This window comes from Bombella pluederhausensis, from assembly GCF_026385525.1.
Lineage (GTDB): Bacteria > Pseudomonadota > Alphaproteobacteria > Acetobacterales > Acetobacteraceae > Bombella > Bombella pluederhausensis.
In genome coordinates this window covers 223062-241278 of the sequence record NZ_JANIDY010000001.1, presented here as the reverse complement: position 1 = coordinate 241278, position 18217 = coordinate 223062, and the positions used below count along the sequence as shown (strand labels likewise).

Here is an 18217-nt window from a genome sequence, read left to right as displayed (position 1 = left end):
ACCTTCCCCGGAACAGAAGAACAGGCTAACAACACCCTACCCTGAACAATTCTATATTCCTGATGGATGACCTCATGCCCGTTTCTTCCACAGCCCAGACGGCCCCCATCGCCATCATTGGCGCCGGTCCGGCAGGACTGTTCGCCGCCGAAAGGCTGAGCCAGAAAGGCCATGAGGTCCATCTATTCGACCATATGGCCCGCCCGGGGCGGAAGTTCCTCATGGCAGGGCGGAGCGGGCTGAATCTCACCCACGCCGAGCCACTGGAACCTTTTCTTCAGCGCTACGGCACTGCACGAGAGTGGCTGGCACCGTGCATTCACAACTTTCCGCCCGAAGCCCTTCGCCACTGGGCTGAAGACCTTGGTGAGCCCTGCTTCACCGGCAGTTCAGGCCGTGTGTTCCTGAAATCCCTGAAGGCCTCTCCTCTGCTGCGGCGCTGGCTGACACGCCTTCAGGACCAAGGCGTGCAATTCTTTCCCCACCACAGGCTGGTGGATATGCAAGGGCTCTCCCTCGCCTTCCAGACCCCCGAAAGGCTCATCCAGCGAGAGGCTTCTGCCATCATTCTGGCTCTAGGCGGTGGCAGCTGGTCACGGCTGGGCAGTGACGGGCGCTGGACCTCCCTGCTGGAAGGTCACTGCACGCCTTTTGCTCCGTCCAACTGCGGCTTCATGCCAGACTGGCCGGATGATTTCCTGCTGCGCCATGAAGGAGCAACCCTGCGGGGCATCACGCTCAGTTTTGACGGGCAAACCCATCGTGGCGATCTCATCATCACGAAACGGGGGCTGGAAGGCGCACCACTCTATGCACTCTCCGCCGCTCTGCGGCAGGCTCTGGCCCGGTCCAACCCCGTGACCGTCACGCTCAATCTCCGCCCTACCCTGAGCCACGCTCAGATAATGGAACGCCTCGCCCGTCAGCGCCTGCGTGAAAGCCGCAGCAACAAGCTCCGCAAAGCGCTGAATCTGGACCGCACCATGCGGGAGCTGCTCACCCAACTCTGCCCGGATGCCCGCACACCCGGAGAGTTGGCCGATGCTATCACGTTGATCCCGCTTCGCTTCACAGCCACGGCGGAGCTGGACCGTGCCATCTCGACTGCGGGCGGCCTGAAACAGGATGCACTGGATGAGCATTTCATGCTCCGCCATCAGCCCGGCCTGTTCGCCTGCGGTGAAATGCTGGACTGGGAAGCCCCTACAGGCGGGTATCTGCTTCAGGGCTGTTTTTCCACCGCATACCAATGTGCTGAAGGTGTTCATCGCTGGCTCTCACAGCCATTGCCCGGTAAACTGCCTTCATGAGTTCATCACATTTCGGTCCCCTTCTCCTCGGCACAACACAGCGTGGCGAGGACGCCCATATCGACCTGCCCGAACTGCTGGCGACACGTCTGCTTGTTCAGGGCAATTCAGGCTCCGGTAAATCGCACCTTCTCCGCCGCCTGCTGGAACAGAGTGCCACCCTTGTCCAGCAAGTCATCATTGATCCTGAAGGCGATTTCGTCACACTGGCTGAGAAATACGATCATCTGGTCATCGAGACGGACACACAGTCTGAGGCCAGTCTGCGGGCTGCCGGGGAACGGGTGCGGATGCACCGGGCATCTGTTGTCCTGAATCTGGAACAGAGCGAACCGGAAGGGCAGCTCCGCTCCGTTGGCGCCTTTCTGACGGGCATGTTCGAGGCACCACGCTCCTACTGGTACCCGGTGCTGATCGTGGTGGATGAAGCGCAGCTTTTTGCGCCCATCGCTGGCGGGGATACTTCTGATGAAGCCCGCCGTCTTTCCCTCAACGCCATGACTAATCTCATGTGCCGTGGGCGCAAGCGTGGCATGGCGGGTATCATCGCTACCCAGCGTCTGGCCAAGCTGGCCAAGAATGTGGCAGCCGAAGCCTCCAACTTCCTGATGGGACGGACCTTTCTGGATATTGATATGGCCCGTGCTGCCGACCTGCTCGGTATGGAACGGCGGGCTGCCGAAGGGTTCCGAGACCTTGCCCGTGGGCAGTTCATGGCCCTTGGCCCTGCCCTTGCCCGCCGCCCCCAGAAGGTCACCATCGGTCCGGTGGAAACGGCCAGCCATGCCGGTGGTCCGGCCCTCATGCCACTGGAGCAGCCTACCATGCCCGTGGAGGAGCTCCGTGACCTGATTCTTGAACCCGTGGCCGAGCCTATCCCCCGCCCCCGGAAAGAACCGGCCGCTCCCAAACCTGACCTTCTGGCCCAACTGGATGCCTACAGCGCCACCCGGGATGCCGAGGAGCAGAAACAGGCAGAACAGATGCCCACACCAGACCCCAACATGCTCTGGGACCTGATTGCCGACATCGGGCAGGATGAAGAAGTCGCCTATCGCCCACTGGCCACCCTTTATCAGGACTTCCAGATGAAGGCCCGTCTGGCGGGTTTCTCCCGTAACGTGCTCCCCATAGCGCAGTTTCAGACCATCTTAAGCACCATCCGCTGCGGCATCAGCCGGGAAGAAGCGGAAAGTGAAGCATGGCAGGACATCCAGCAACGGGCCAGCCAGCTGCCGGACGACATACAGCCCGTCTATTTTCTGCTTGCCCATGCCGCCATGGAAGGCCATCCTTGCCCGGATGATGCCGCTCTAGCCCGTGCCTATGGGACCCATTCCCTCGGCCGGGCCCGCCGCCAGCTCACCTATCTCGAAAAGTGTGAGGCCATCATCGTGCAGGGAACAGGGCGCCACCGCCGTGTGGCCATCATCGGGCCGGGCTGGCAGACAGCCGATACGTTGTAACGGCGATAGACAGCACCCAACCATTTCCCCAACGTGATCGAAAACAGCCTCATAAAAAAATGGCGGGGTCAGAGCCCCGCCATTGTCGCAATACCCGGAAGGGTGATGCGGCTCAGTCCACCACCTTCGGCGGCGGAACAACACGCAGACGTGCAATCACACGGTCACGCAGTTCTTCCGGAGTAGCATCACCGGGAACACGGATCACCGGCTCATCATCGGTCGGCTCCTCCAGAGTAGCCAGCTGGCTCGGCAGCAGAGACGGCGGCATGTAATGGCCGACACGGTGCTTCAGCCGTTCCTCTATAATCTTCGGGTCCACCTTCAGATAAACGAACTGAACGGGAATATGCTTGGCCAGCACATCACGATATTTCTTCTTCAGTGCGGAGCATGTCAGCACGGCACCAGTCCCCTGCTCGGCACATTTGGCCAGCCAATTGTGGCACAGCTCCAGCCATGGGGCACGGTCTTCATCCGTCAACGGGTGGCCGTTCCGCATCTTTTCCACGTTGGCTTTCGGATGCAGGTCGTCACCTTCCTGAAACGGCCAGCCAAGGCTCTTAGCCAGAAGCTCGGCCACAGTGGTCTTACCGTTACCGGAAACACCCATCACCACAATGTAATGCGGAGCAATACCAGATGCTGCCTTAGCAGCTTCTTTCTCTGTCATGGCGTCCATTGTTCAACCTCCCGTTCGGTGGCAACCAGCACATCGGTTGCCATATTGGGGAACAACCCATGCTCCACCACGCCCACAGTGCCGTCAAGCCGTGCGGCCAGAGCCTGCACGTCACTGATCGGCCCAAAAGCGCAATCAAGTATCCTGTTCCCGTTATCGGTAGTAAGCAGCTCGCCCGTCAGGAGCCTGCGAGGGCGAATAACCTTTGCCCCCATAGCCTCCAGGCGTGCTGCCGTTGCCTCGTACCCGAATGGAACAACTTCCACAGGCACGGGCACCCGCTGGCCAAGCTGGTCAACCGGTTTCGTCACATCCACAATCACGACAAAACGCCGTGACGCTTGAGCAACAATCTTCTCACGCAGTAGCGCAGCCCCCAGCCCCTTGATGAGGTTCAGCGTACCACGCTCCACCTCGTCTGCGCCATCAATAGTGATGTCGACCGTGGAATGATCTGCAAACGTTGTGATTGGAATACCCGCTGCACGAGCAAGCTTTGTTGATTCCTCGGAAGTCGGAATGGCCTGAATGTCCAGCCCTTCCTCCGCAACACGCTCACCGAGCCTTTCAATCATGAATGCCGCAGTGCTACCCGTTCCCAGCCCGACAACCATTCCCGAGCTGACAAAACTGGCAGCGAGATGGGCAGCAGCACGTTTACAGTCATCTACATTCATGAAAGCTCTCCAGCAGCAGCTCTGTCTGCCAGTATCAGTATTTTCCCTTCGGAAACAATACGCCCTGATGGGATGCTGCCATCACCCTGACGCAAACGGGCCAGCATTGGTACTTTATTTTCCCCCGTAACGAGGAAAACAACCAGAGCGCTGGAAGCAATGGCTGGGTATGTCAATGTCAGGCGCTCATGCGGGGCTGTTTTGGGGGCAGAAACACCCACCCAAGCTTTCTTTTCATCCAGAACAGCCTCACCGGGGAACAGGGAAGCCGTATGGCCATCCGTACCCAGCCCCAGCATGACAATATCAAACAGCGGACGGCCTGCTTCCAGCGTATCAGCGCCATAAGCCTTCTGAAGGCTGGTCTGATAGCGAGCGGCGTCTTCCACAGCGGTTGTCTCTGTTGGCATCGGATGGACCTGACCGGCCGGAATGGACACCTTGGAGAGCAGAAGCTCCCGTGCGCTGGCATGGTTGCTGTCCGCATGGCCATCCGGCACATAACGCTCATCGCCATAGAACAGCTCGACACGGGACCAATCCACCTGCCCGGCTATTTCCGGACGGGCAAGAATCGTGAACAGCTTCTTGGGTGTGGACCCACCCGAAAGAGCAATCCGCACCTTCCCTGCGGGCTTTTCCTTCACCACCTTGATGAACAGTTCAGCCATCTTCATGGCGACTGCATCTGCATCCTCCAAAACATCCACGACCGCATGGCGCATGTCTGTCGTCATACCCGTACCCTCCGAATCACATCAGGCTCCCTTATGCGGGGGAGCCGCAGGTATAATGAACGTCTCGGCTGCGTATGCCCAGCCACCTTCATCAGGTTTTCCAGTAACATAAGCGGCCTGTTCTTTAACAGATTCTGAAGCCTGCCCCATGGCAATGCCCATACCAGCTGCTTTCAGCATCGGAATATCATTCTGCGCATCACCAAGAGTGGCCACTTCCTGCGGTGTCACACCATAGAGCTTACCCAGCTCCTCTACAGCAGCGCCTTTATTGGCCTGCGCCGGGGTGATGTTCAATTTATGGGGAGCAGACCGCAACATGCTGGCCTGCCCAGCAAATGGCACAGCCAGTTCCGTTTCCAATCGGGCAATCAGAGCCGTGTCCTCTGAGCAGACCATCAGCCGATTCACGGTTCCTGACTGAATGGGCAGAGCTTCAACTTCCCGTGGGGTGATCCCTGTCAGATTATGCTCCCGTAACGCCAGTTTCGTCTGGCTATCGCAAAGGAGCCATTCCTGTTCTGTCTGGCACCAGATTTCCACGGGAAAGTGAGACAGGGCCTCCATAAGAGCAGAAAGATCTGCCTCTGAAAATTGATGGCTTTTTAGAATAATACCGTCTGGGGTGAAGAAGACTCCACCATTAAAGCCAGCACAGGGGCCCTTCAGCCCAAGCTGTCGAACATAGGGCAGCACAGCAGCCGGCATACGGGCACTGACGAGCGCCAGAGCAATTCCTCTTTCGGCAAGTCTCTGCACAGCAGCGCATGTTCTGGGGGACAAGGTATGGTCTGAATCAAGAATGGTGCCGTCCATGTCGGACAGCACCAGCCTTATATGTGAGGACTTTTCTGTCATGGTGTTCTTCCTCCCTCTCCGGGAGAAGAAGCGGGGTGCGGCTCCCCCTACCGCATCCCCCAGCCTTTTCAGGACAGTTTATTTCTTACGTTCGGTATGACCACCAAAGCCGTACCGCATGGCGGACAGAGCCTTCTCGGCAAAGTTGTTGCCTGTGCGGGACCGGAAACGGGTATAGAGAGCCGCCGTCATCACAGGAGCCGGAACGGCTTCCTCAATCGCAGCCTCGATCGTCCAACGACCTTCACCGGAATCCTGCACTTCCCCGCTGAACTCATTGAGATCACCGGAACGAGCCAGAGCTTCGGCTGTCAGGTCCAGTAGCCATGAGGAGACAACGCTGCCGCGGCGCCAGACTTCAGCAATATCGGCCAGGTGCAGATCATAGCGCTCATTTTCCGGCAGCTTCTCGGAGTTCTTGCTGGCAAGAACATCAAAGCCTTCAGCAATGGCCTGCATCATGCCGTATTCGATACCGTTATGGATCATCTTCACGAAATGACCAGCACCGGCCGGACCACAATAGAGATAGCCCTTTTCAGCCCGTGGGTCATGGCGCCCATCATCTTCACGATCTGGCGTACGAGGCACATCCCCCATACCCGGGGCCAGAGCGTCCAAAATAGGGTCTACATACTCCGCAGCGTGCTTCTCACCGCCGTACATCATGCAGTAGCCACGCTCCAGACCCCAGACACCACCGGATGTCCCGACATCGATATAGTCGATCCCCCGTTCACCGAGCTCCTTCGCACGGCGGATATCTTCCTTGTAGTAGGTGTTGCCACCATCGATGATGATGTCACCCTTACCCAGCAGGGGAGCGAGCTTCTGGATGCAGTCTTCCGTCACTTTACCAGCCGGAAGCATGACCCAGATCACACGGCGTTCTTCATCAGAAAGAAGCTCCACCATTTTCTCGAAGGTCGGTGCCCCGTGGGCACGGCCTTTTTCACACCGCTCAACAATTTTCTCAGTGACAGCAGGTGTCCGGTCGAACGCGACAACATCATGCCCCTTGCGGGTCAAGCGGACGGCAATGTTGCCACCCATGCGGCCAAGTCCGATAATTCCGATACGCATCCTCAAGCTCCTTTTACACTATCTGTCACCAGCTGAGCGAGACGGTCCAACCCGGCCTGTAGGGGCCCGGTAATGTGCACACGCAATGCACGACGCCCACGAGAGGCCAGAACGTCAAAGTCCCCTCGTGCCTGAGCGGCTTTAACAACACCAAAGCTATAAGCGTGGCCAGGTACGGGCAGGTCGGCTGCATCATCTGCCGTCACCTGCAAGAAGACGCCACTGTTCGGGCCTCCCTTATAAGCCTGGCCTGTAGAGTGAAGGAAACGCGGGCCAAACTGTGCCGCCGTGGCGACATGAAGCCGGTCCCTCAACTCTGTTCTCACCGTCTGCTCCCAGGCGATATGAGCTTTGTTCCGCTCAATATAAGCCAGGAGGCCAATATAGTCATTCTTGCCCACCCGGTCAAAATGAGCTTTCAGAATGGTTTCTGCATCCCCTGCTCCCAGAGCCTCACGGTTCCGTTCATCAGCGTAGAAAGACAGGTTACCATCCTTGGCGAACGGCGTTTCCTCCGGCAGATGGCCTGTCTCGGCGTAGGCTTTTGTCAGCTTGCGTGTTTCCACTTTGCTGAACTCCACATCCGGCTGGTCGAACGGATCGATTCCCAGCACGGACCCAGCCACAGCCGTAGCAAACTCGAACACAAAGAAAGCCTGAACAATCTGCCCAACATCATCGAGATGCAGGGTAATGACAGGATGGCCAGCATCCCTCAGAGCCTTCAGCCCCGGGCTGACAGGCTCATGCCCCAGACGCAGCTCCACAAACACACGGTCATCACCATAGACGTCCGGCTTGCCCAGTGTTTCTCCATCAATGGGGATCAGGCCTGTGCCGCTCTTGCCCGTACTTTCAGCCAGAAGCTGCTCCAGCCACGCCCCAAGGGACGCAATCTTCGGAGAGGCCACAAACGTGACCTTATCCCGCCGGAAACTCGTTGCGGCCACACCAAGGGCAAGGCCCAGATTCACACCGGGATTCGTCACGGGCGGGACGGAGGCATCGCAGGCTTCAATCATCAGCTGCGTGCTATCCAGAAGGGCACGGACATCATAACCCGCTGCGGCTGCCGGTACGAGACCAAAGGCCGACAGAACGGAATACCGCCCGCCAATCTCCGGGTTGCCGTGGAAGATATGGGCAAAGCCATGTTCCTTAGCCACCGTCTCCAGAGACGAACCGGGGTCTGTCACAGCAACGAAATGCTCACCGGGCTTGCGGCCCAGAGCTTTTCCAGCCTGCTCCCAGAAATAGGCGAACAGAATGTTCGGCTCCAGCGTGCTACCGGACTTGCTGGAGATGATGAACAGCGTCTTGGCCGGGTCAATAGCCTTGCCAAAGCTGGCAACCTGCTGCGGGTCCGTACTATCCAGAACATGCAGCTTTGGCCCACCAGAGACCTGACCGAATGTTTCTTCCAGTACTTCCGGGCCAAGGCTAGACCCACCCATAGCCAGAAGCAGCACATCGCTATAGCCACGTTCTTTCACCTCACGGGCAAAAGCCTCGTAAGCCTCAAGGCTGGCACGGCCATTCTTGACGACATCCAGCCAGCCGAGCCATTTGCTTTCCGGCCCATTGGTCCAGACGGAGGCATCACGATCCCAGAGGCGCCGCACCTTGCCGTCCCGGCTCCAGCTCTTGCCGGCAGCGACAACAGCATTTTCCAGCTCATCCGATAATGCCAAGGATACTCGCATAAGACGTTCCCCCAAAACAGCTTCCCGGCGGGCTGCAACCGCACCGAGCAATCCATCAAAAGCGACTTCGAAAGCAGCCACCCCTTCTTCCAACAAGGTGGTGGTCACGCTGTCCAGATCAAGCCCCAATCGCCCCGTTTCTGCCAGAATCCTACGAGCAGCTTCCACATTCTGCCCAAGACGGGCCTGGGGAATCCCATGGTCCCGAAAGGCCTCCAGCGTGCGGGGTGGTAGAGTATTGACGGTATCGTCCCCGATCAGTTCTTCCACATACAGCACGTCACGATAGGCTTTATCTTTCGTACTCGTGCTGGCCCAGAGAAGACGCTGCGTCTGCGCCCCCTTGGCGGCCAGCGCCTGCCAACGGGGGCTGTTCATGACACTCAGATAATGCTGATAGGCCATACGGGCATTGGCAATAGCCACCTTGCCCCGCAGCGCCTTCAGCGCATCGGCTTCCGGATCACCAGCGGCCACACGGCGATCGATCTGACCATCAATCCGCCCATCAATCCGGCTGACAAAGAAAGAGGCCACGCTGCCTATATGTCCCACAGGCTGACCCGCCTTCACACGGGTTTCCAGCCCCCGCAGATAGGCTTCCAGCACCTTCTCATACAGGCCCAGCGCAAAAAGCAGCGTGATATTGACATTGATCCCTTCAGCAATGGCCTGCTCAATGACTGGAATGGCCACTTCCGTTGCCGGAATCTTGATCATCACATTAGGGTGGCCCACCTGCTTCCAGAGCCTGCGGACTTCGACCAGCGTGCCCTCGGCGTCATAGGCCAGATAGGGAGAGACTTCGAGGCTGACATAGCCGTCCCGCCCTGCCGTTTCATCAAACACAGGCCGTAGAACCTGACAGGCCCTGCGAATGTCCTCCACTGCCAGAGCCTCATAGAGTTCACCCGCCGTCAGGCTCCCTTTGCTCAGAAGGGCCTGCACCGCCTCATCATATTCAGCGCCATGACCGATGGCCTGCTCGAATATGGCCGGATTGGAGGTCACCCCTTTCAGGGCATCCTCCTTCACCATGGCGGCCAGATGGCCCTCCTCGATGAAATCCCGCCTGATGAAATCAAGCCAGATGGACTGCCCATGATCGGCCAGACGGGTCAGCGGGGTATCCGGCAGGGTGCTCTCCATGATTCTCACTCCTTATCCAGTCAGTCCGCCCTCTGTAAGAGCTGGCGGGCCTGCTCATAGACGGCTTCCACCGTAAAGCCAAACTTCGCCATCAGCTCCGCCGCAGCACCAGACTCGCCAAAGCTGTTCATGGCCATGACGGTGCCATCCAGCCCCACATAACGGTCCCAGCCAAAACCGGAAGCCATCTCTACACCAACCCTTTTACGGACAGAAGGTGGCAGGACAGAGTCACGATAGGCCTTATCCTGACTATCAAAGAGGTCAAAGCTCGGCATGGATACCACACGGGCACGAACACCCTCGGCTGTCAGCTTCTCATAGGCACCAACCACGAGAGAGACCTCGGAACCGGAGGCCATCAGCAGAATCTCCGGTTCGCCATCACAATCGGCCAGAACATAGCCACCACGGGCTACACCTGCGGCGGACGCATAGCGGGTACGGTCCAGAGTAGGCAGATTCTGCCGTGTCAAGGCCAGAGCCACAGGACCAGCACGATGCTGCATGGCGACACGCCAGCTTTCCACCACCTCATTGGCATCCGCCGGACGCAGCATGGTCAGGCCCGGCATGGCCCGGAACTGAGCAAGTTGCTCGATAGGCTGATGGGTCGGCCCATCTTCCCCCACCCCGATGGAATCATGTGTGAAGACATAGATCACCGGCAGATGCATCAGAGCTGCCAAACGGATGGCGGGCTTCATGTAATCCGAGAAGATCAGAAACCCGGCACAGAAGGGCCGCAGACCGCTTAGAGCCAGACCATTACAGATGGCCGCCATACCGTGTTCTCGCACACCGAAATGAATGTTGCGGCCATCATAATGCGCCCCTTCCTGCACCATGTTGGATGGTGACTGGACAGACCGTGCCCCTTTAATGAGCGTTTTGGTAGAGGGAGCAAGGTCTGCCGCCCCACCCACCAGCCACGGGAACTGAGCCGCCACGGCATTCAGTACCTCACCGGAACTCTGGCGGGAGGCCAGACCTTTCTCATCAGCAGGATAGACGGGCAGGTCCTTTTCCCAGCCTTCTGGCAAGGTACCAGCGAAGATATGCTTCAGCTCATCCCCTTCTTTCGGATACTGGGCACAATAGGCAGCAAACTGTGCTTCCCATTCTGCCTGCGCTTTGGCACCACGGCGACCGGCCAGCTCCTCGAAGCGCTCCCGGACACCATCTGGCACCGTGAAGTGCGGCGCATCATCGGGCCAGCCATAGGCCTTCTTGGCCCCGATCAGCTCCTCCATACCAAGCGGCTCACCATGAGCAGAGGCTGTTCCGGCCTTGCCCGGTGCGCCATAGCCGATGACCGTCCTGAGAATGATGAGGGTCGGGCGGGATGTTTCTTCACGCCCCTGCTTCAGCGCCTCACAGATGGCGGGAACGTCATTGCCGTCTTCCACTTCCAGCACATGCCAGCCATAGGACCGGAAGCGCATGGCCACATCTTCCGTGAAGGTCACATCCGTGGAGCCCTCAATAGAAATGGCGTTGCTGTCATACACCCATGTGAGGTTACCCAGCTTCAGATGGCCCGCCAGAGACGCTGCCTCGGCAGAGACACCTTCCATGATGTCCCCATCACCGCAGAAAGACGTGATGTGATAGCCGAACAGGTTAAAGCCCGGGCGGCCATAATGAGTAGCCAGCCATTTCTCGGCCATGGCCATGCCCACGGCACTGCTGCATCCCTGCCCCAGCGGGCCGGTCGTAATCTCCACACCTGCCGTCAGCCCATATTCGGGATGGCCCGGCGTGCGGGATTCAAAGCGGCGGAAATTTTTCAGGTCTTCCAGCGTCAGAGCCGGGCGGTCAACGACCTGCCCGTTCTCTATATCCTTCACCCTGGCAAGGAACACCGTGGCATAGAGAAGGATGGACGCATGCCCACCCGAGAGAATAAATCGGTCACGCCCCGGCCAAAAGGGATCGGCCGGGTTATAATACATTGTAAACTGCCAATAAGCATACATGGCCGGAGCCAGAGCCATTGCGGTACCCGGATGACCGGATTTTGCGCGCTCTACACTATCCATCACCAATGTGCGGATCGTGTCTATGCCAAGTTTCGACAGCATACTGTTCACTGATCTAACGTCCTCAATTCAAACACTCATCTGATCTCCCATCGCAGGCCCGTGCCCCTTAACACGACCCACCATGGTCCAGATATTTCACAACTGGCCTTATCCTGCGAAAGAACGCAATGCCCAACAGAAAAATAAGGTTAAATTTCTCCCTTACACTCACAGATAAGTCATTCCTGTCAGAGCCCCGCATAGATTCCAGTCGATCCACCCCCTTCCATCCACAGGCCCGCCATCACATATCCAGCAGAACAGACAGGCGCTTCCCCCTTGACCTGACCGCCTACAGGCAGGACATTCGGAAACCACGTCTGACACCATTTCTTTACCGTAAAGGCAGCCCATCCATGACGCAGCCCGAAATGTCTTTCACCCCGGAGCAGATCACCGCTCTCTTTATTGATGCGGCCCGCAACGGAGAGAATGATCTGGTCAAGCAGTTCCTTGAAGCCGGAATGCCCGCTGACTGTGCCGATAGCCGTGGCTACACGCCGCTGATTGTCGCCACCTATAACGACCAGCTCGATACGGCCTGCCTGCTGCTGGATAAAGGCGCTGACCCGAACGGCACGGACGCCAAAGGCGCCACGGCACTCTCTGGTGTGGCCTTCAAGGGGTATGAGCCCATCGCCCGCCTGCTACTGGACCGTGGCGCTGAGATTGACCGGCCCAACCATGCCGGGCGTACCCCTCTCATGTTCGCCATCATGTTCGGGCGTCAGAGCATGGCCCGCCTTTTGCTGGACCGTGGCGCTGACCCTGATCTCCGTGATGCTGAGGGTCTTTCAGCGCGAGACCTCGCCCACCGTCAGGGCCTTGGCAGCCTCTTTGCGGAGACACCAGCACCATGAGCCGCTTCTGGAACAAGCAGGTCCACGACCTCAGCCCCTATATCCCCGGTGAGCAGCCCCGCATGACCAATCTGGTCAAGCTGAACACCAATGAATCCCCCTATGGCCCGTCCCCCCGTGCTCTGGAAGCCATGATCGCCAGCGTAAATGACGATCTGCGCCTCTATCCCGACCCGACCGCCCTTGCCCTGCGCACGGCCATTGCCGAACAGGAAAAGGTTCCGGTTGAATGCGTCTTTGCCGGAAATGGCTCTGATGAGGTCCTCGCTCATGCCTTCCGTGCGCTCTTTCATGATGATGCGCCGGTGCTGTTCAGCGATGTAACCTATGGCTTCTACCCGATCTACTGCCAGATGTTCGGGCTGGAATACCGCACCATTCCCCTGCGGGATGATTTCACCATCGCACCGGAAGATTATGACGGACCGGCTGGTGGCGTCATCATCGCCAACCCCAACGCCAATACCGGCATCAGCTTACCCGTACCCGCCATCGAAGGGCTGCTGAAACGCTTCACGTCACAGACGGTCATCATTGACGAGGCCTATGTCGATTTCGGTGGGGAAAGCGCCGTAGCCCTGACGCAGCATTATCCTAATCTGCTCATTGTCCGTACCTTCTCCAAATCTTCCGGTCTGGCAGGGCTGCGGGTCGGCTACGCCATTGGCTCGGCAGAGCTGATTGAAGGGCTGACACGAGTGAAGGACAGCTTCAACTCCTACCCACTCTCCCGCCCGGCACAGGCCGGAGCTGAGGCCTCCATCCGGGATGATGACTGGCTGAAGCAGACCACGACCCGCATCATCGCCACACGGGAGCGTACCGTGGCCGCCCTGCGGAAACGGGGCATGGAGGTTCTCCCCTCCACAGCCAACTTCATTCTGGCCCATCATCCTTCCTGTTCGGCAGATACGCTTTTTACAGGGCTGCGGGAACGAGCCATCATCGTGCGCCATCAGGGCAGCAGCCCCCGTATCAGCGACTGGCTCCGCATCACCATCGGTACGGATGCAGAAATGGATGCCCTTCTGGCCGCACTGGATGAGCTCCTGCCCCGCTAAAATCATCCAGACATCATCATTTTACAGGATAAACCATGCCCACATCATCTTTCACACATGAGCAGCTTCTGGACCGTCTGGCCGAAGTCTCCGTCCGCACAGGGCTGAACATCAGACCCGGCCAGCAGCTCATCATCACGGCGGGGCTGGAGGCTGTACCCCTCATCCGGCACATCACGGCCCATGCCTACAGGGCTGGAGCCTCTCTGGTCACGACCCTGTATCAGGATGATGAAACCACGCTGGCCCGATTCATTCATGGTCATGAAGACGGTTTCGACACGGCGGCGGACTGGATGGCCAGAGGCATGGCCGAGGCCTTCGGTAAAGGTGCTGCCCGCATGGCCATCACAGGCGGCAACCCGACCCTGCTGAAAGATCAGAATCCGGATCATATCTCCCGTGTCAGCCGGGCCAATTCTGCGGCCTATCGCCCCGCCATGGAGCGCATCACCAATTTTGACATCAACTGGAACATCATCGCCTGCGCCACTCCGGCATGGGCGCAGCAGGTTTTCCCTGACCTGCCAGAAGATGAAGCCCTGAAGGCTCTGTGGAACGGCATCTTCCATGCCTCCCGTGTCACTACGGCTGATCCGGTTGCTGCATGGGCTGAGCATAACAAGACCCTCCATGCCCGTGCCGCCATGCTGAATGACCGCCGCTTTGATGCCCTGCACTTCACCGGGCCGGGAACAGACCTAACGGTCGGGCTGGCTGACGGACATCTCTGGGCCGGTGGCTCTGAGGAAGCCAGAAATGGCGTGGTCTGCAACCCGAACATTCCAACGGAAGAAGTCTTCACCACACCGCACTGTGCCCGTGTGGAAGGGACCGTCTCCAGCACAAAGCCCCTTTTCCATCAGGGCTCACTCATTGACGGGATTCAGGTCCGCTTTGAGAAGGGCCGCATTGTGGAAGCCCATGCCAGCAAGAGCGAAGATGTACTGAACCGGATTCTGGACAGTGACGAAGGTGCCCGCCGCATTGGTGAGGTTGCCCTCGTGCCGCATTCCTCCCCCATCTCCCAGAGTGGCATCCTATATCAGAACACCCTGTTTGATGAGAACGCCGCCTGCCACATCGCTCTGGGTCAGGCCTATACGAAATGCATGGCCGACCCTGACGGGCTGAGTGAAGACGAACTGATCGCCCGTGGCGCTAACCATTCCATCATTCATATCGACTGGATGATCGGCTCCGATAAAATCGATATTGACGGGCTGAAAGATGGCCAGCGCACGCCGCTCATGCGTTCTGGTGAATGGGTCTGATGGCCATCACGCTTGATCCAACCCGCCTGCCGAAGCTGGATATTCTCTCTCTGGCCCAGAATGGCCTCATCCTGCGGGCCGAGAGAGACACGCCGGAAACGGGCATTCCCAGCTTTCTGACCCGTGCGGGCTGGAATGAGCTGATCACCTATCACCGCCGCCCTGCCGATGGTAGCGAGGGCGGTCCGGCCGAGACGGAGGAACAGACCGCCAGCCGCCTGCTCCCCGCATTGGAGCGCATCAGCACCCGCCTTCTCAGCGAAGCCGCCCGTGAGGCAGAGACACAGAAGAAGCAGGATGCTTCTGTTTTCACGGTCGAGACGGATCTGTTCCCCAGCTCACCGGAAACACACATCGTTCTTGTGGCAGATAAGACTCATCCTGTCGCCTGCGCCCTGATCGGCACGCCAGAGCAGATCACGCAGCTTCTGGCCTCCAGCGGAACCGAGAGCGGGCTGGCCTGACCCTACCCGCATAGACAAAATCAGACAGGCCACGATTCGAAATACTGAATCGTGGCCTTCTTTTTCCTGAAAACAGGATAAAAACGCTCCCATTAATATATGGGAAATTTTTCCAAGCAATAATCGTTATATAGATTTCCAATAGTGAAATGAAATATCCCAGAAACAGGATAGGTTAATTCTGTAGCGATCACCCTTTAATTTAGCATTATTCTTAAAATTGATTACAGAAATCAATTTTAATTATCTTAATAACTTTAAATACAAAATTATTTCTTAAAAGTAGAAGATTAATATCCAGATAATTCACGAATATATCTCACTATCAACTCTATATAAATCAAAGTCTGACACCAAAAAATCACCCGCTCACCATAAAAATGCCTCAGACGAACCGCAGGAATAACCAAGGCTTTAGTTGTGAAAACAATCAGACAACAATCAATGGTTGCATTTTCTTGAAATAGCATCCCATAATACAACCAGTTCAAGGGAGTTGGAATTATGCGCATCCTCATCGCTGACAGCGATAGTGTCACTGTAGGCCACCTGGTAAAAGTACTGGGGAAGTCCTCTTATGCGGTCGACCATGTGAAGACAGCTGATGAAGCCCTCAACATGTTCAAGCATTACGACTATGATCTCTTTATCACCGAGCTGAACCTGTCTGACCTGCCCGGTGAGGAGCTCATCCGTCAGCTGCGGCGGTCCCGGATTTCCACCCCCGTCATGGTGCTTTCTGCCCGGACAGAGTCTCAGGTGAAAGTTGCTGCCTTCTCCGCCGGTGCCGATGACTATGTCACCAAGCCGTTCGACATGAGCGAAGCACAGGCCCGCATCCAGGCCCTGACCCGCCGTGCCTATGGCATCTCCGAGCCACGCCTGCGGGTTGGCCCACTAGAGCTGGACCTTGAAAGCCGGATGGTCAGCGTTAATGGTCACTTCCTGCACCTGACCAGCAAAGAATACTCCATTCTGGAGCTCCTGCTGCTCCGCAAGGGTGCCGTGCTGACCAAGGACATGTTCCTGAACCACCTCTATGGTGGCATTGATGAGCCGGAGATGAAGATCATTGATGTGTTCATCTGCAAGCTGCGCCGCAAGCTACAGCGCTTCGGGGCTGAACATATGATCACAACCGTCTGGGGTCGTGGCTATATCCTTCAGGACCCGGCAGCGGCGTCCATTCCCAACAGCCACTCCGTGGCACAGCCCTTCCCTGAAGGCGCATCCGTCCCCATGCGTCAGGCTGGCTGAAACACCGCCTTCCCCAAGGCACAGAAAAAAGACCGGGCAGCAGATGCTGTCCGGTCTTTCTACTTTCATAACCGTAAAACGCTCTTATTCCGCAGCCAGCGTCTGAATATGGGCGCTCACCCGGTCCACAACTTCCACCACCAGAGCGTCATCCTGTGCTTCCACCATCACACGAATCAGCGGTTCCGTGCCGCTGGCACGCAGTACAAGACGCCCCCGCCCGGCCAGCCGTTCCTCTGCCCACTGCACAATCTCTGCAAGGGCCGGGTGCTTCATAGGGTTTGCCCCTTTATAGGGGACATTCTTCAGTGTCTGCGGGTAGGGATCGAAAAGATGACACAACTCGCTGGCCGGTTTCCTCGTTTCCACCATGACGGCCAGAACCTGCAGAGCAGCCAGAAGACCGTCCCCGGTCGTGGCGTAGTCGGACAGCACCATATGGCCCGACTGCTCCCCACCCAGATTACCGCCCGTTTGACGCATACGCTCCACCACATAGCGGTCACCCACCGCCGTACGATACAGGCTCAGCCCCTGTGTCTCCAGATATTTCTCCAACCCGATATTGGACATGACCGTGGCGACAACTTCCGTACCGTTCAGCCAGTCCATCCGTTTCCACAGCGTGGCAATAAGGGCCAATATCTGGTCTCCATCAACCAGTTCGCCCCGCTCATTGGCAATCAGAACACGGTCTGCATCCCCATCAAGAGCAATGCCACAATCTGCCCCATGAGTGCGCACAGCCTCACACAGAGCCTGCGGGTGAGTGGAACCAACACCATCATTGATATTCAGCCCATCCGGCGAGGCTCCTATGGTAATGACCTCTGCCCCCAGCTCCCACAAGGCCGCCGGTGCCACACGGTAGGCAGAGCCATGAGCACAGTCGAGAACGATCTTCAGCCCATCCAGCCGCAACCCACGAGGGAAAGACGATTTGACACTCTCGATATACCGGCCTGCCGCATCATTCAGGCGGGAGGCCCGCCCTATAGCGGCAGGCGGGGCCAACTGCCCGCTGAGGTCTTCCGCCATGAGGGCCTCAATTTCTTCTTCCACAGCATCGGACAGCTTAAAGCCATCAGGACCGAACAGCTTGATCCCGTTATCCGTAAAGGGATTGTGGGAAGCAGAAATCATGACACCCAGATCAGCCCGAAGGGACCGTGTCAGAAACGCTACGGCAGGGGTCGGTAGCGGCCCCAGCAGGACAACATCCACCCCAGCAGAGAGAAAGCCGGATACCAAGGCACACTCAATCATGTAACCAGACAAACGTGTGTCCTTGCCAAGCACGACTGTGTGCCGGTGCTTACGCCCGGCCTCATCCTGCCGACAGAAATAAAGCCCCGCTGCCTGCCCCAGCTTCTGAGCAATTTCAACGGTCATGGGAACTGTATTGGCCGTGCCACGGATTCCATCAGTTCCGAAAAACATCCGTTTATGTGCCATATAGTCCCTCCATCTTACCTTAAATCTGTCTGTTTTATTAATATCCGACAGAACAGCCCTGTCCGTTACACTATGGATGCTCCCTGAAATGCCAGCC

General features: G+C 57.6%; 15 protein-coding genes. 7 read left to right on the top strand and 8 right to left on the bottom strand.

The window, feature by feature from the left end; translation table 11 throughout:
- Positions 1–74: 74 nt before the first annotated feature.
- Positions 75–1310, top strand: coding sequence for a TIGR03862 family flavoprotein (locus tag NQF86_RS01085; protein ID WP_266115781.1), 1236 nt, complete (start codon positions 75–77; stop codon positions 1308–1310).
- Positions 1307–2776 (top strand): helicase HerA domain-containing protein, encoded by a 1470-nt coding sequence (locus tag NQF86_RS01080; RefSeq protein WP_266115780.1) that lies wholly within the window; start codon positions 1307–1309, stop codon positions 2774–2776. Before NQF86_RS01085 ends, NQF86_RS01080 begins: the two co-directional genes overlap by 4 nt.
- A gap of 112 nt (positions 2777–2888) precedes the next feature.
- Here NQF86_RS01080 and NQF86_RS01075 read toward each other — a convergent pair whose 3' ends face one another.
- The 7 genes from NQF86_RS01075 to tkt all read right to left on the bottom strand — a co-directional run bounded on the left by NQF86_RS01075 (position 2889) and on the right by tkt (position 11749).
- Positions 2889–3458 (bottom strand): gluconokinase, encoded by a 570-nt coding sequence (locus NQF86_RS01075; protein ID WP_266115779.1) that lies wholly within the window; start codon positions 3456–3458, stop codon positions 2889–2891.
- Positions 3446–4135, bottom strand: a complete 690-nt coding sequence (gene rpiA / locus NQF86_RS01070) for a ribose-5-phosphate isomerase RpiA (protein ID WP_266115778.1) — start codon at positions 4133–4135, stop codon at positions 3446–3448. Before rpiA ends, NQF86_RS01075 begins: the two co-directional genes overlap by 13 nt.
- Positions 4132–4872 (bottom strand): 6-phosphogluconolactonase, encoded by a 741-nt coding sequence (gene pgl, locus NQF86_RS01065; protein WP_266115777.1) that lies wholly within the window; start codon positions 4870–4872, stop codon positions 4132–4134. Before pgl ends, rpiA begins: the two co-directional genes overlap by 4 nt.
- Positions 4873–4893: 21 nt before the next feature.
- Entirely contained in the window at positions 4894–5730 is an 837-nt protein-coding gene (locus NQF86_RS01060) for an HAD family hydrolase (protein WP_266115776.1), read from the bottom strand.
- A 78-nt stretch (positions 5731–5808) separates the two neighbouring features.
- Positions 5809–6813 carry a phosphogluconate dehydrogenase (NAD(+)-dependent, decarboxylating) gene (gene gnd, locus NQF86_RS01055; RefSeq protein ID WP_266115775.1) on the bottom strand — a complete coding sequence of 335 codons (1005 nt, stop codon included), beginning with the start codon at positions 6811–6813 and terminating at the stop codon, positions 5809–5811.
- 2 nt (positions 6814–6815) lie between these two features.
- The gene (locus NQF86_RS01050; RefSeq protein ID WP_266115774.1) at positions 6816–9665 is read right to left on the bottom strand and encodes a bifunctional transaldolase/phosoglucose isomerase; all 2850 of its coding nucleotides are present in this window, start codon (positions 9663–9665) and stop codon (positions 6816–6818) included.
- 20 nt (positions 9666–9685) lie between these two features.
- Positions 9686–11749, bottom strand: a complete 2064-nt coding sequence (tkt, locus tag NQF86_RS01045) for a transketolase (RefSeq protein WP_266115773.1) — start codon at positions 11747–11749, stop codon at positions 9686–9688.
- A 356-nt stretch (positions 11750–12105) separates the two neighbouring features.
- Between tkt and NQF86_RS01040 the strand changes: the two genes are divergently transcribed.
- From NQF86_RS01040 to NQF86_RS01020, 5 genes are all read left to right on the top strand, one after another.
- Positions 12106–12609: an ankyrin repeat domain-containing protein gene (locus NQF86_RS01040; protein WP_266115772.1), complete on the top strand. Its 504-nt coding sequence runs from the start codon at positions 12106–12108 to the stop codon at positions 12607–12609.
- Positions 12606–13670, top strand: a complete 1065-nt coding sequence (hisC, locus tag NQF86_RS01035; protein WP_266115771.1) for a histidinol-phosphate transaminase — start codon at positions 12606–12608, stop codon at positions 13668–13670. The genes NQF86_RS01040 and hisC overlap by 4 nt, the downstream gene beginning before the upstream one ends.
- A gap of 35 nt (positions 13671–13705) precedes the next feature.
- A complete protein-coding gene (locus NQF86_RS01030) occupies positions 13706–14944 on the top strand; it encodes an aminopeptidase (RefSeq protein ID WP_266115770.1) in 1239 nt (412 codons plus the stop codon).
- Positions 14944–15408 (top strand): hypothetical protein, encoded by a 465-nt coding sequence (locus NQF86_RS01025; protein WP_266115769.1) that lies wholly within the window; start codon positions 14944–14946, stop codon positions 15406–15408. The genes NQF86_RS01030 and NQF86_RS01025 overlap by 1 nt, the downstream gene beginning before the upstream one ends.
- A 504-nt stretch (positions 15409–15912) precedes the next feature.
- Positions 15913–16665, top strand: coding sequence for a response regulator transcription factor (locus NQF86_RS01020; RefSeq protein WP_266115768.1), 753 nt, complete (start codon positions 15913–15915; stop codon positions 16663–16665).
- Positions 16666–16749: 84 nt separating this feature from the next.
- On the opposite strand, the gene glmM is transcribed toward NQF86_RS01020, so the two are convergent.
- Positions 16750–18120, bottom strand: a complete 1371-nt coding sequence (gene glmM, locus NQF86_RS01015; protein ID WP_266115767.1) for a phosphoglucosamine mutase — start codon at positions 18118–18120, stop codon at positions 16750–16752.
- Positions 18121–18217 lie beyond the last annotated feature (97 nt).

Coding starts and splice junctions, on each gene's coding strand:
- NQF86_RS01085 (WP_266115781.1), top strand. CDS start 75: ATGCCCGTTTCTTCCACAGCCCAGACGGCCCCCATCGCCATCATTGGC.
- NQF86_RS01080 (WP_266115780.1), top strand. CDS start 1,307: ATGAGTTCATCACATTTCGGTCCCCTTCTCCTCGGCACAACACAGCGT.
- NQF86_RS01075 (WP_266115779.1), bottom strand. CDS start 3,458: ATGGACGCCATGACAGAGAAAGAAGCTGCTAAGGCAGCATCTGGTATT.
- rpiA (WP_266115778.1), bottom strand. CDS start 4,135: ATGAATGTAGATGACTGTAAACGTGCTGCTGCCCATCTCGCTGCCAGT.
- pgl (WP_266115777.1), bottom strand. CDS start 4,872: ATGACGACAGACATGCGCCATGCGGTCGTGGATGTTTTGGAGGATGCA.
- NQF86_RS01060 (WP_266115776.1), bottom strand. CDS start 5,730: ATGACAGAAAAGTCCTCACATATAAGGCTGGTGCTGTCCGACATGGAC.
- gnd (WP_266115775.1), bottom strand. CDS start 6,813: ATGCGTATCGGAATTATCGGACTTGGCCGCATGGGTGGCAACATTGCC.
- NQF86_RS01050 (WP_266115774.1), bottom strand. CDS start 9,665: ATGGAGAGCACCCTGCCGGATACCCCGCTGACCCGTCTGGCCGATCAT.
- tkt (WP_266115773.1), bottom strand. CDS start 11,749: ATGCTGTCGAAACTTGGCATAGACACGATCCGCACATTGGTGATGGAT.
- NQF86_RS01040 (WP_266115772.1), top strand. CDS start 12,106: ATGACGCAGCCCGAAATGTCTTTCACCCCGGAGCAGATCACCGCTCTC.
- hisC (WP_266115771.1), top strand. CDS start 12,606: ATGAGCCGCTTCTGGAACAAGCAGGTCCACGACCTCAGCCCCTATATC.
- NQF86_RS01030 (WP_266115770.1), top strand. CDS start 13,706: ATGCCCACATCATCTTTCACACATGAGCAGCTTCTGGACCGTCTGGCC.
- NQF86_RS01025 (WP_266115769.1), top strand. CDS start 14,944: ATGGCCATCACGCTTGATCCAACCCGCCTGCCGAAGCTGGATATTCTC.
- NQF86_RS01020 (WP_266115768.1), top strand. CDS start 15,913: ATGCGCATCCTCATCGCTGACAGCGATAGTGTCACTGTAGGCCACCTG.
- glmM (WP_266115767.1), bottom strand. CDS start 18,120: ATGGCACATAAACGGATGTTTTTCGGAACTGATGGAATCCGTGGCACG.